The following is a 13,519-nucleotide window of genomic DNA, read 5'->3' on the forward strand; positions in this document are numbered from 1 at the left end:
ATTTTCTACTTTAGTATATTTATTATTTTTGATAAACAGTCATTATGCAAAAATTGTCAACAAACTTTGTGATCTAAATAGGTTTATACCATGCTATTGCATTAGCTTAGACTGTTGCTTATGCATTATTAGGAGCTTTATCTTGAGAGTTAGGTCTTGGCCCGTGGCCTGGCCTGGCCTGTGCCTAGGCTGCGGCTTGGCTTGCAGCTTGGCAGTAGTCTGACCGTATAAGCAGCAGAGGCCTTAGCTTAGCTTAGCTTAGCTTAGCTTAGCTTACGCTGTAGACGTGGCTTGCCCATTGGTGTAGCTTGGCCCGTAAAAGTAGCTGTAGCTGTAGCTGTGGCTAAGCCCGTGGCCACTGCCATGGACTTGGCTTTGGCCTTGGTCATGGCCATAGCCTTAGCTTTGGTCATGGCCAAGGTCGTGGCAGTTGCTTGGAGATGGGGCTTTAGGTTTGGGCGTTTTGGGCCTGGCTAGTGATGATGGTTAAAGAATTTGCCATAGTAGTGCAATAGTGCACTGTAAGGAAAAGGAAGGGGAGCTTTTAGGTAAATTTGCGCAAATAAAGCGCATTTGGCAAAATATAAGATAAAATGCATCACTGTTTGATGTATTCATCACAACAAAGAATTTTTTATCAATTTGGCCCCTAATGCAGAATCCACCCTATAAACATCTTTTGCGTAGGAGCTGAGCACAAGCTATTTTTTAAGGAGAGCTTCAATGGGAAACTTGAATAAAGTATCAGCATTAGCCATAGGCGTGGCACTTGGTTTAAATGTTGCCCATGCTCATGCTGCGGGGGCTACCAACCTTCCTACTGATAAAGTATTACGAGTAGGTTGTGATGCAGCTTTTGCCCCTTTTACTTATACTGATGATAACGGCAAACTTATTGGCTTTGACGTTGATTTAATCAATGCTATTGCTAAGGAAATGGGCTATACCGTTGATATGAAGGGCTATCCTTTTGATGGTATTATCCCAACCTTAATTACCAATAATATTGACCTTATTATTTCAGGTTTTACCATTTCTCCAGAGCGTGCTCAAAGAGTGGACTTCTCTGATCCATACTATCGTTGTGGCTTAACTTACTTAGTTATGAAAGATGAAGCTACCAAGTATGATAGCTTTGAGAAGATTGAAAAGGCGGAAATTTGTACCCAAATTGGTACTACTGGTGCTTTATACCTACAAAAGACCTTAAAGTCCCCAGATCTTAAGCAATTTAATTCTCCTCCAGAGACCTATTTAGAGCTTCAAAATGGCGGTTGTGATGTAGTAGTAAACGATCGTCCAGTTAACGACTTCTTCTTAGCTCAAAATCCTAAGAACAAGGATATTGTAGTATCTCGTGATATTACCTCTGCTCAAAATGAGTACTATGGTATTGCCGTACGTAAAGGCAATAAAGAGCTATTAGATGTTATTAATGAAGGTTTAGACCGCATTATTGCTAATGGTGAGTTTGCCAAGATTTCTAAAAAGTGGTTCGGCTACGACATTACTGACGACCTCAAGGCTCATGCCAAAGAGGCTCAAAGTGCTGGCCAAAGCAAGTAATTAAGTTTTTGTCCATAATTAGCAACTAAAGCCCTCACAACCAAAATTGTGAGGGCTTTTTATTCGCCAAGAATATGAATTTAAACTTAAACTTGGTAGAATACGTCTACCTCTATATACTCAGGCCTCTGCGCATATTGGTATTTTAAATGCGGAGGCCTTCTTTTAAGCTCAAATAAGCTCCAAGAGCTTTACAGCTCCAGTAAGTCCCAATCTCTTTGTAGCTCAAGTGAGCACACCTATCTTTACGCTCCAGTGAGCGCCCATATCTTTGTGCCCAAGTAAGCTCCAAACAATTATCAGCTCTAAAAAGAGCCAATAATGCTCTAGTAAGAGAGCATGCAATTCAAGAAAGAACCAATAATGCTCTGGTAAGAGCCAGATTTAAGTATTACCACTTTTTCTTGCGCTTATTTTTGCCCCCATTATTACTTGCAAGGCCAAAATAAGTCACTAAGGTTGGACGAATTACACCTGAGAGAATTGGACATTGGATCAACATATAGAAGTTTTCTAAACGTTTATTGTTGTCATTAAACAAATCAATTAAAGACCAAGTATTACTATTAATACCATGCAAGTACACTAATAGCTTATTACCCTGACTATCTTCCACCTCAACATTCATCAATTCCTTTTTGAAGTTATTAACCGCATTTAACTTATGCACTTTAATTACATGCATAGTTTGAGTCTGGTTTTCAGGAACAAAGTACTGACCTGAGGTCTCGTAAACTAGTTCTTTTAATGCAGTAAAATCAGTAAAAGCAAAAATATCATAAAGACGCTTGAGATCCTGCTGATAATTGCCATCTCCGAACTTAGCTTTTTCCTCTTTAGAGCCATCTTCATTAATAGAGGTGACCTTATCTTCACGACAGTGATCTAAAGCAGTTGAGTGTTGAGAGTTAGTAACTTTGTTGTCTACTACAAAAGCATCAAGGAAAGTTAAGTGACAACGAGATGCTTTGTCCAGCCCCAATACGTGACCACGAGTTGCTGTATCCTTCCACGAATTGACTTCAAACAGCACATTGGGCGAACTAAAGTAGTCCATGACAACGGTTTTAATTACTAAGAATCTTTTGGAGACAAAGTCATAAAAATAGTAGCGATTTGACTGATTGGTGCTATTTGAGTTTGAAAAATCAAAACAGTTATAGCCACAGCCGACGACAGGAATGTTTTTAACTACATACTCATGCCCTTCGTTGAGACCATAGAGCGTAATAAGCTTATCTCTATCGCTTTGATACTTCATGGCCTCAACAGTATTGATAATCTTACAAATAAGATTAAAAGCACCATTTAAATTAGCATGGGTTCTATCATCCAGCGTGTTTTGCAGCATGGTATAGAGTTTATTTAAGGCCTTTCTTAAAAACTCAATACGGTAACTAGCTGATTGAATATAAAGGGCTTTAACTTTTTCGCTAACATCATAATTAATGTTGTTAAGACCTAAAACAAAAATCTGGCTTAGAGTATTAATTACCTCAGCAAAGAAGTCTTTATAAGTGTCCTTTTGCAAAAACAGCTTACTTACCTCATCTTCACAATCTAATTTGTTGATCATGGATAAATAAAACAAGTAAGTATGCACTATGTCAAAAGCACTAAGGGTTTCTGACTTCTCCTTGCCAGCTGTAGCCTTAATATCAGCTGTATTAAGGGCAAAAAGATCCTCATCTTTTCTCAAGGCAACTTGTTGGCCGCAATCTACAATGTTGCAATAGAGAATGTCGCTCTTACTATCATAAGTAAAATAGCTCTTATCATCGCACATAGCAGCCATAGCAGCAGTTAAGAACTGCTTATTAGTCATAACTTGTTGAGCAAACTCGTTCTTAAAATCTTTAAGGCAGCCATAATTGCCTTGGTTAACCAAGCTAATTAACTCATCTATGCTTAAAGCAGTGCTTTTATCGGCAAGTGGAGTAAAGGCACTTTCTTCACAATTAAAAAAGTAAGACAGAGTCTCTAACTCTTCTTTAGTATAGTTAAGACTAAGTTGCTCTTGATGGTATAGCGCCTCCTTTTCTTTGGTTAACTCATTAAGCTTATTTAAAGCCCAATGGGTCTTATCCACAGTATTATCCAAAGTCGCATTCATTGTATTAGCGCTCTTATTACTCTTTTGCATACCAATACCCTACCCAAACCTATTACCAAAGTACCCTACTAAAGACTTTCCCAAGGGCTGTTCTACCGACCTGTAAACAAACCTGTTTACAGGCCTTTTTACTATCCTGTTGCACAGGCTTTTCAGCAGATGACTACTACTTACTAGTCATTGTCAGAGCTCTGCTCTGTACCTAAGGCACTGAGCATGTGCTCTAAGCTTTCCTCTTCATCATCACTGGTCTCGCCACCTAATTTAAGGTTGGCCAGAGCAAATTGCAGTAGCGCAATGCTTTTGGTAACTTCCATTGCCGTACCGTCATTATTGATACGCAAGTAATTATTACAGGCGGTATAGAGGTTTTCTATTAATGCTCTGAGCGCATCAAATCCCATAGAACTGGCACTTTGGGACAGATTATCCAGCTCCAATAAATAGGCATCTTCAATAATGCCATAGCCCAATAACAGCAACTCTTTTAAGGTATTATCAAGCTGAGATAAAAAAACTTCATTGTTCGACATACCAATACCCCTATCTTGACTTATACCTTGCGCACTAATTGAGCTACATACTCAACTAAGCGATCTGGACTTAAGACAGCTACATTAGCGCCTACTGAGGCTAATTTATTGGCTACGGTCTGATAATAGTTAGGAGCAGTATCGCTAAGTGATGGCAATACTAAATATTTCACGCCCTCTCCAATTTGATCTTTAATCATGGAGACCATTTTTGCAGGCTCACTGTCGTAAAGGTCGGAAATCAAAACCACAATAGTTTTGCTCGGCTCGGTAATGTAGCGCTCAATATAGCTCAAGGCCTTACAAGTTTCGGTACCGCCACATAATTGCGACTTAAATAAGAGTTCTAAGACATCATCAAGGTAATCGGTATAGTCAACCACATCAGTTGAATAAACGACCATACGAGTGTTTAAACAACCTAAAGAGGCAAACACAGAGGCAATAATGGCACTATAAGCATAAGAATCCAGCATAGATCCACTTTGATCTACGACCACAAAGATATTGTGCATAGGGCTTCTAATGCTCTTGGCAGTAAAAAACAACTGATTAGGGATAATATAGCCCCCATCTGGTTGGTAGTTCTTAATGTTAGCCTTGATAATGCGCTTCATATCCAAATTTCTAAAAGTACGCACTGGCATGGCATTCAAATCACGTTTGCCATAAAAAGCACGGCGTGCCTCGAGCTTAAAATGCTCCCTAAGCTCGTCTACAACCTTTTTTACTAAGAGACGGGCATTTTCCATAGCTTTAGCAGGTAAATTATTATTTAAAGCTAAAATGGAAGTTAACAGCTCCATATTAGGTTCAAGCTGGGCTACAAATTGATCATCTTGTAATAAAGCATCGATATGACCATTGGCCAAGGCATCTTTTTGCACAATCTCATAAATGCCCATAGGAAAGAGCTTTTTAGAGGTATTAAGCCAATTAGCCGCTGTGATTCTAGGCTTTTCCTTGCCGCCCTTGACCTTTTTATCACCACTATGTCCATCAGTCATATCTGACTCATAGACATAATCAAGGCACTGGTCTAAGTCGCCTAAAGTATAGCGACGAGAACTGTCCTCTTCTGATAAAAACTCCTGATCACCATCAAGAGGCATATCTTCCTGAGCAGTTTTGCCTAAGATAAGTCGCCACTTATCTTTAATGTCAATATCAACCATCTATCTTCCTATTAAGTAAAACTTGGCTTGTAAGTAAGTTTTGAGCACCTTTTAACTATTAATGCTCAAAACTTTTGACTTATGCCCACTGCTATTAAAGACTATCAGGATTGAGTTCTAACTCACCACCATCGCTTGCGCCAGCGTCTACGCTCGCACTTGCAATAGCGTCTGCGCCCGCACCTTTGCCACTAGCAACGCCCGAACCAGCACCAGCGCCTGAGGCCAGGCATTGGCTCTCTCCTGAGCCTGGGTACTGGCCCTGGCCAGTGCCTGGGCTCATGGCGTTAAGATTAGGCCGCTTATCGTTAGAGAGTAAAGTACTTCTGGAGAGATCTTGACCAGTTAGCTCCTCTACCAAACCAGTAGTAGCAATTTGCTCTTTGTGTAAGTTAGCTGCCTCTAAGATATTTGCTACAGGCAACCAAGCTGACATCTTGGCAAACATATCACGGTCATACATGCGGTTTTGCACAAACTCAGCATCAGTAACCTCAAAGATATTCTTAGTCTGAGCAATACCATGGATCTTCTTCAAGAGAGTAACTACTTTGTAAATTTCCTCTTTACTAAAGGAGGCAAAAGAGCGTCTTAGCATTACTAATACTTTTAAGAACTCCTCTCCTTGGAGCGAGGCAATATAAGCATTGAGTAATTGCAAAATACCATTACGATAGAAAATACTGGCCTTTGATACCTTTAAAATCGAGTAGAAGAAGCCAATACAATCATTGTTTTCAATAATAGAACCATAGACAAATTGATCGACAAAACGCTCAAACTCATCATAAGTAATTTGCTTGTTCTTAAATAAGAATGATACGTAAGCACCTTGTAAGCTAGCACCTATATCAGAGTCCTTACTTAATTCAAAAAGCAGCTCGTAATAAGACTTAGTAATGTACTCATACTTGTTAAAGTAATAATCAAGCTTCATTAAACTATCAATATACTCATCAAGCTCGTCCTCACTAATATCAACAGTGTCTGTTAAGACCTGTAGAGCACGCTTGAGCACTAATTTAATTAAACCATCGATAACCTTTTGGTTGTCCTTAGTGGTTTTAGCAATCAAACCATAAGAGTTAAGCATATCTAAGGAACGGGCAATATCAGATAAATTGCGCTCATGATAGATGGTATTAGTAATCAGTTGTTGCAGACGCTGGTATTGTCTTTCAATACCCATGTCTATGCAGTCTTTAAATAAACCACAGAGCTCAACTAAAGACAAACCACCTTGCTCGAGGCTCTCTTTTACTTTAGCCTCACTGGCAAGTTCTAAAGTATCACCATATTCAGCCGCCTCAATAATGGACATCACTACCTGATCGGTAAAACGATAAGTGTAAGTTTCAGTACGCTTGATATAGTTAGCGTTGTGGTGGCGATTATATTGGTCTACTTCAAAACCTGGACATAAGTAAGACACTTGGGCAAAGAATCGACCTTTAAGGACATTTTTTTCATCCTTAAAAATATCGATATTGGCCTTATGCACCTCCTGATCGTCACTCTTAAGAGCAAAGGTTTTGGCTTTATAAACAAAGTCACGCCAGATAGGAGGAACATTAACGTCTAAAGGCACCTTACCTAAAGGAACAGTGGTTAAAGCCTTTTGTAAGTTAATTAAAATGTAATGAGAGTCGTTGTACTCTTCTTTGATAAAAGTACTTTTGACCGCATCAATTAACTCATGAACCGAAGGCGCAAGCTTATCGCGCAATGAGGCCAAGCCTTTGAGCATTACCTGACAATCGAGTTGTACCGCCGTGCTCATCTTGTTTTGGCGATAATCTTTAACTTTTCTGGCAAAGAAGAAATTGTTGGCATCACAAGCATTAATGATTTGCTCTTGATTAGCTTTAAATGACAATAAAGCCTCTTTTTGAGCCTCATTATAAACAGTAGTGTCATAAGAGACCTTTAATTGCTTTGAGCTCTTATTCTTATTGATACCCAAAGCATTTTGCACTTGAGCAACCTTGGCGCTAAAAGTTTCACTATCCTTAATCTTAGCCTGATCTTTAATCGAACCAAGCTCTTTAATAGTGTTTACCACATCCAAGAGTCTACCTGCTGGCGTAATTGAGCCCTGGGCAGCATTATTATGCTTCTTGCGTTTCTTCTTTTTCTTACCAGAACCAGCCTGGCCATTAGGATCAGCTTGATTAGCTTGATCATCCTGTTTAGCACTTGCCTCTTCTTCATCGAGAACAGCCTTGCTAATCTTGTTATCCAAATGACAAATGGCTGATAGCGGATCATCCCAGTACTCAAAATTCTCACTATTAGCAGCAATAGCCTGATAGCCCCCAATATCATCACCTGATAACAACTTAGCATCAGGGCCAAAAGATAAGGAAGTGCTAATAGCTTGATAGAGCTTATGATAGTAGTAAGGAAATACAATGCCTGAGGCATACTCACTTTGAACATCAGTAGCCTTGAAAGAATAAGGAATTAAGAAGCAATTGTCCTTAGATTTAGGGAATTTTAAAGGCTTCTCTTTTTTCTTCTTATAGTAAAGATAGTCGCATAAAGCTACTGAGTGCATACCGCCAGTAATCACCAAAATGCGCTTATGGTTCTTTTGGGCAGCAGTAATGTGCTTGAGCATAAAGAGCTCACGCTGAACCATATCAAGCACTTGCTCGTCAGAAATGCCTTTTCTAATGCAATAGCAGTAGCTATAAATATTGTGGAGAAAAGTCTTAGTATCTTGCGCAAGAGCATTGATCTCAAAATTGCGATCCCAAAATTCCTCAAAGCTCAAATCGCCGCTTTTCTTAAACAGCTCTTGATAATAGCTAGAACGACCAAATTCTTTTTCATCGCTACTGCATTGATTATGATCTTGATCCAAGATCTCTTGGCTTTGCTGTTGTTGCATACAATGATCAATGTAGTCTTTTTCACAAGAGCTTAAATCAATGCATTGATACTCAATGTTACGCTTAAGAGCTTCTTTTAATGCTACATACTCAGGAGAGTAAGACAGCATAGGATAGATATATCTAAAGCCAACATCCACCTCTTGCTCTTCTAAGGCTGACTCAGGATCATCCTCATTAACTGGAACTAATTGAATAGTCTTAGTGGAGCCATAGCTAAAAAAAGCAATAGGAGGTACTACCTTCTCATTAGCCAAGTGTTTTACTTGATCTTGGCAAATGTGAGGCATCTCTACAGCAATAAAATCAGGCTGATAAGCATCAATAATTCTAGGCAGGTGCAAGCCCATAGCCACAGAGTGATGGCGTATTGGTACTAATAGTACAGGCGCATTAAAATCTAATGCCTTGGCAGCATGAGCCTCAATGCTTTCTTTAGACATAGGATCATCTTGAACCTTAGCCTTCTTAGCTGCCTTAGAGGTTTTCTTAGCCTTGCCCTTTTCCAATTCAGGCTCGGTTACATCACAATTAGCCTCAGCACTCATACCATCTTGGTTGTCGCTATTAGTTGGCTCTTGAGCTTGTGCTTGAGCTTGGCCCTCATTGCAAGTATCGCTAAGTGCACCAGACACGTTCTTAGCACTAGCCTTTGCAGTTTCATTAGTACCCTCAACCTTAGAGCTTTCACTATCAGCTAAAGCACCCTCATCTTCGCAAAGGACACTATCAGTGCTAGCCGAGCTAGCAGAGCTGACTTTGCTAGCTTTGCTGTTTTTGCTAGAAGCCTTGGTAGCTTTAGTAGCCTTGGCTGCCTTAGGCTCGGCCTCTGCCTTGGTAGACTTAGCCTCTGTAGTGGCCTTGGTAGCTTTGGCCTTGGTAGCTTTGGCTGTCTTGCGGACTTTCTTGCCATCAGCGCTAGCGTGCTGTTCCTGAGGATCTAAAGACTGATCCTCTTGAGAGACTGCAGCGCCAGTTGTTTCTGTACTAATGGCAGTATCAACAGAGCTAAGTTCTGATTGTGAGGCTTTGGTAGTTACTTGAGCTTTAGACTTACGAGTACGCTTGGTAGCAGTTTTTGGGCTGTCCTGTTTTTCCTGAACAAGAGCATCATTAGTCTCTGGAGCTTCATTGGCTTGTGATCCACGCAAAGTGGCCATAGCGCACCTCCTTTAGCACTTAGCTACTAAATTAGCAAAATCTTGGTACAAGGTATCGTCGGTCTTTTCTTGGGTCTTAGCCATAGCCTTAACATAGTTTTTAAAGAGCTTAAGGTCACTTTCCTTATCTTTAACAATGGCAGAGCTAATATTGTTTACCAAAGTTTTTAAGGACAATTGATCATCATGGTAGAAGTGAGCATCAACAACTGTTTGATGGTAAACCTGTACCGCTTCGGCAGTAGAAAGGACGGCCTCAGGCTTATCAAACTTACCACCAGAACTATTTTGTCCAGTACGTAAATCTCTAAAGGTAGTGGCTAATAAATCAATCATAGAGTCATCCAGTAAAGTCTCTGGCATATCAGCACAAAGCTTGGAGCACTCCTTTTTAATTACTGCCATTTCCATATTAATATTGTTAATAGGACGTACAGTCTCAAAGTTGAAACGACGCTTAAGAGCTGCGGACATTTCATTAACGCCCTTATCTCTAGTATTAGCAGTAGCAATAATATTAAAGCCACGTTGAGCCATGATATATGGCTGATCTTTAAGCTCAGGAACTGACAAAATCTTATCTGACATAACTGAGATTAAAGAGTCTTGAATTTCTAAAGGAGCACGGGTGATTTCCTCAAAGCGAGTAATAATGCCTTGAGTAAGGCCAATATATAAAGGAGATGGTACCAAAGCCTCTGGAATTGGGCCTTTAGCAATTAACAAAGCATAGTTCCAAGAGTACTTGATCATATCCTCAGTAAGACCAATACTACCTTGAATAGTATTGCGGCTGTTATTGCAAATGGCGGCTGTTAAAAGCTCGCTTAAATAAGATTTAGCAGTACCAGGCTCACCAATGAGCATTAAAGGACGAGAGCTAGCTAAAGCCACAATACAACGCTCTACTAAGGCATTATCGCCGTAGAACTTTTGACTAATAGTGATACTTTTGCCATTGTGCTCTAATGGCTTGTCTCTACCAAGAATAAAATCACGAACTGCTTTAGGTGATAACTGCCAATTAGCAGGACGCTCACCCTTATCATTAGCAGCTAAAGCCTCAAGCTCTTCTTGGTATAAAACTTCCATGCATGGCTTTAAAACTTCACTCATAAATCACCCTATCGAAATGTAAAAACTTAATATCAAAAAATGCCGCAATCACTATTCGAGCTATAAAACACTCATTACAAGTATAGAAATTATTGTACTATAATGCAATAGCCTTGCATCACATATTAAATATACATGTATCCATTAACAGATTAACTAAGTATATTGCCTTAATCTATATCCCTTACCCACAGGATTTAGCTAGCCTTCAACTACACCAAACAAAACAAATTACCAACTCCATCACCAGTGCAAACTCCAGTGCCAGCTCCAACAGCAGCACCAGCAGCAGCACAATGGATCAATACCAACGGCAACGGCAACGGCAACGGCCATAACCAAGGCAACGATAAAGGCAACACCAAAAGCGCACCACTACTACCTAAATAGCATTAGCACCAATAAATGGCCTTAGCAGTGCAGGCATGCGCTATGCGGTGTACTAAGGCAATGTCTGTGCTTTATGTTATGAGCTTTTAGCTTAAGCTAAGGCTTAAGATAGAGTCTAAGCTTGCTCTTTAGCAAGAGCTCATACATTAGTTAGTGATATAGAGTTAATCTGTACAGCACTTTTGTGCCCTGCTGTAATGTTAGCCTTAGAAGCTAAGCCATTAGGACTGCTGATTATGGACTGTGGCTTGTTGTTCTTGGGCATCAGCTGGTCAGCTGTAAGCTTCAAACTGCAAGTTGTTAGCTGTAGGATTCTAAACTATGTGCGGTTAGCTAAGGACTGCATGATGTAAACTTGAAGTTTGCTGCTTGCAGCTTGCTGCTGCTGGCTGCAAGGTGTAAGCGGCGGAGTGAAGCTTTGCTGTGAGGTATTTTTAGGGCCTAAAAAAACAATAAGGCTCTCTGTCAAACTAACACCAGAGAGCCTTATTAATGTGAGCTATTGCCTTTTAGCTCACTAACTCAACCAAACATTATAAAAAAACCAATTCATGTCATAAATTAGCTTTTGGCAGGGTTTGTCCCTGCAAGGTTAATTATAGGCCTATCTTAACAAAATACAATACTACTCATATTTGAATGATGAAGTAAGGCGCTTTAAGTTATTAGCTTGAGAGCTTAACTCATTGGAAAGATCAGAAATCTTTTGTGAGGCCTCATTGCCGCTCTCAGCCATAGAGCTAATATTGCTAAATGATGAGCTAACCTGCTGCAAGATATTGTTCTGACTATCAGCAGCTTGTGCGATTTGGTTAGACATGTCTTGAATGTCATTTACTCTATTGTTAATAGAGTTTAAAGCAGTACCAGCTCGCTCAGCCTGTTGTACCACTAACTTAGCTTGATCGCTAGAGTGCTGCATAGCCTCAGTAGCTCTTCTGGTTTGCTCTTGGTTAGTTTTAATCAGATCGATAATACCATTGGTAGAATCCTTGGTACGACCAGCCAAGGCACGCACCTCATCAGCTACCACGGCAAAGCCACGACCATGTTCACCAGCACGAGCAGCCTCAATAGCAGCGTTAAGAGCTAATAAGTTAGTTTGCTCAGCAATTTCAGCAATAATCTTAATCACATTGCCAATTTCTTGGGCATTAGTATTGAGGTCATTAATAATATTAAGTACTTGGTCTAAGTGAGATACCAGGTTGTTGATGCTCTCAATAGTCTTTTGTACTTCCTCATTACCGCTGCTAGTCTCTAAAGTTGCGCCCTGGGCAGTGTTGGCACCATTGTCGGCTAGCTGAGCAACATTGTTTACACCAGCTACTAAATCCTCAATAAAGGTATTACCACTATGAGTCTCTTCTTTTTGATGCACACTAAACTCGGCGTTTTGAGAAGCAATAGAGGAGAAAGAGTGAGCTGAGTTATTTAAGCTTTCAGTTAAAGTTGAAATCTTACCAATAGTGGCAGACAACTCTTTGGCCATCACATTTAAATAATCAGCAATGGAATCTTTGTATTGGGTTTGAGAGCGTACAGTCAAATCGCCATTGGCAAACTTCTTAATGAAGTCTACGGCATCTTCTGGATTGCCACCAACGACACGCTTAATATTCTCAATGGAGCTAAAGCCGATAATTACACCTAAAATTACTGAGAATACTGAGCCAACAATAATAATGTAAAGTAAGCTGGTAGTTTGAGCTCTTACATAATTAACCTCAGATTGGGATCTTGCCTCTATCTCATCAATAAAGGCATTAATTACTCTTAACCAATCCTCAAAGTCCTTAGCTACTTCATTAACAATCAACTGCTCAGCAGGATCAATTTGATCTGCATTGATATAGCCTATGATCTTGTCTAGTTTAGGAGAGGTTCTTTTATCTACTGATTTAATGTCATTATAAAGACGCAATTGAGTTGCATCGACATTAGGATCAGCAAAAATAGTTTCCATTAAGCGGCTGGCTCTTAAATAGTCTGCTCTTAAGTCAGCAACAGTAGCTAAATGTTTTTGCCTTGATGAACTATCACGGGCTAATACAGCATCACGAATAGCAATAGAGCTATCATGTACCGCACCACGAAAATCAATAGCATGACGTTGTCTTACTGCTAAGTTATCGTTGATATGGCTCAAAGTACTATCAATGGATGAGACATAAATTAAGGTCGTGCATGCCATTAATATGAAGAGGAAAATAAAGGAGCCAAAGCCTAGATAAAGACTTTTGATAATTCCTAAATGTCGCATAAATGAGTTCCAAACTAGAGAAAAAGATTAACCAAATTAAAATCTGACCCCAATTACCAACATAAAGGAGCAAATAAGCTCATAAAGGACTCCATTATGCAGCGGTAAATCAAAACAACAGCTCAAATAAAATCAAACTATTACTAGATAATAGACACACATAGTAAGAATGATTCTTAGGATTAAGATTAATACCTTATGACCTGATAAAAAAAAAAAAAAAAAAACGAATAGCTCACGGCTTGTTAACATTTAACTCTATCTAAATAAGTACAGTTAAAGCTTATAAGCGGCGGTTCTATTGTTAGT

At 39.6% G+C, this 13,519-nt stretch carries 9 protein-coding genes; 2 read left to right on the forward strand and 7 right to left on the reverse strand.

Features of this window, described 5'->3' with window-relative positions; genetic code table 11:
• Nucleotides 1-263: 263 nt before the first annotated feature.
• Nucleotides 264-413, reverse strand: coding sequence for a hypothetical protein (locus MXE38_RS01730; RefSeq protein WP_246910479.1), 150 nt, complete (start codon nucleotides 411-413; stop codon nucleotides 264-266).
• A 310-nt stretch (nucleotides 414-723) separates the two neighbouring features.
• On the opposite strand from MXE38_RS01730, the gene MXE38_RS01735 reads away from it, so the two are divergent.
• On the forward strand, nucleotides 724-1,566 hold the full coding sequence (locus MXE38_RS01735; RefSeq protein WP_246910481.1) for a basic amino acid ABC transporter substrate-binding protein: 843 nt from the start codon (nucleotides 724-726) through the stop codon (nucleotides 1,564-1,566).
• A 391-nt stretch (nucleotides 1,567-1,957) separates the two neighbouring features.
• Here MXE38_RS01735 and MXE38_RS01740 read toward each other — a convergent pair whose 3' ends face one another.
• The 5 genes from MXE38_RS01740 to MXE38_RS01760 form a co-directional block, all read right to left on the reverse strand.
• Nucleotides 1,958-3,709, reverse strand: a complete 1,752-nt coding sequence (locus MXE38_RS01740) for a hypothetical protein (protein ID WP_246910484.1) — start codon at nucleotides 3,707-3,709, stop codon at nucleotides 1,958-1,960.
• 143 nt (nucleotides 3,710-3,852) lie between these two features.
• Nucleotides 3,853-4,212 (reverse strand): hypothetical protein, encoded by a 360-nt coding sequence (locus tag MXE38_RS01745; RefSeq protein ID WP_246910487.1) that lies wholly within the window; start codon nucleotides 4,210-4,212, stop codon nucleotides 3,853-3,855.
• Nucleotides 4,213-4,232: 20 nt separating this feature from the next.
• Entirely contained in the window at nucleotides 4,233-5,387 is a 1,155-nt protein-coding gene (locus MXE38_RS01750) for a VWA domain-containing protein (protein ID WP_246910490.1), read from the reverse strand.
• A gap of 94 nt (nucleotides 5,388-5,481) precedes the next feature.
• Nucleotides 5,482-9,441 (reverse strand): DUF5682 family protein, encoded by a 3,960-nt coding sequence (locus MXE38_RS01755; protein WP_246910492.1) that lies wholly within the window; start codon nucleotides 9,439-9,441, stop codon nucleotides 5,482-5,484.
• 12 nt (nucleotides 9,442-9,453) lie between these two features.
• Nucleotides 9,454-10,557, reverse strand: coding sequence for an AAA family ATPase (locus MXE38_RS01760; RefSeq protein WP_246910494.1), 1,104 nt, complete (start codon nucleotides 10,555-10,557; stop codon nucleotides 9,454-9,456).
• A 249-nt stretch (nucleotides 10,558-10,806) separates the two neighbouring features.
• Between MXE38_RS01760 and MXE38_RS01765 the strand changes: the two genes are divergently transcribed.
• On the forward strand, nucleotides 10,807-10,947 hold the full coding sequence (locus tag MXE38_RS01765) for a hypothetical protein (RefSeq protein WP_246910496.1): 141 nt from the start codon (nucleotides 10,807-10,809) through the stop codon (nucleotides 10,945-10,947).
• A 625-nt stretch (nucleotides 10,948-11,572) separates the two neighbouring features.
• On the opposite strand, the gene MXE38_RS01770 is transcribed toward MXE38_RS01765, so the two are convergent.
• Nucleotides 11,573-13,210: a methyl-accepting chemotaxis protein gene (locus MXE38_RS01770; protein ID WP_246910498.1), complete on the reverse strand. Its 1,638-nt coding sequence runs from the start codon at nucleotides 13,208-13,210 to the stop codon at nucleotides 11,573-11,575.
• Nucleotides 13,211-13,519: the final 309 nt, after the last annotated feature.

The sequence above is a fragment of the Anaerobiospirillum sp. NML120448 genome (assembly GCF_023050945.1).
Classification (GTDB): Bacteria; Pseudomonadota; Gammaproteobacteria; order Enterobacterales; family Succinivibrionaceae; genus Anaerobiospirillum.